The following is a 505-nucleotide window of genomic DNA, read 5'->3' on the forward strand; positions in this document are numbered from 1 at the left end:
CTGGCCTTCGACGCCCACGATGCCGAGCTGCTGCGTGCCGAACACCTGGCGCACCTGGCGGCGCAGGACTGGCCGCTGCTGCGCGTGGCGCTGCAACCGAGCGTGCAATGGCTGACCCTGCAGCACAACAGCCTGGAGCTGTGGCGTGCCCTCAAGCACGAGCAGGCATTCCCGGGCAGTCATGCCCTGGAGCACGCCGAAACCTGCCTGATCTGGCGTGAGCAACTGGTCACCCGCTATCGCAGTCTCGACCCCGCGCAAGCGCAGGCCTTGCAGGCCATGGCCTGTGAGGGACTGAACTTCGCCGAGCTGTGCGACAGCCTGCAGGAACTGGGGGAGCAGGCCCCTGTGCAGGCCGCGCGCTGGCTGCACCAGTGGCTGAGTGACGGCCTGCTGGTGAAGGCGACCTAGCGCGGCAACGCCTCGAGCAGCATCTGCAGGTCGCAGAAACTGCGCGTTGCCGGCGCCGGCTCGGGCCGGCGCAACAGCAGCACCGGCAGACCCA

Annotated in this window: 1 pseudogene; it reads left to right on the plus strand. The window is 68.9% G+C overall.

The window, feature by feature from the left end:
* Positions 1–411, plus strand: a pseudogene (locus tag J0A65_RS25585) (hypothetical protein); the annotation flags it as partial.
* Positions 412–505: the final 94 nt, after the last annotated feature.

This window comes from Bowmanella yangjiangensis, from assembly GCF_017255015.1.
Classification (GTDB): domain Bacteria; phylum Pseudomonadota; class Gammaproteobacteria; order Enterobacterales; family Alteromonadaceae; genus Bowmanella; species Bowmanella yangjiangensis.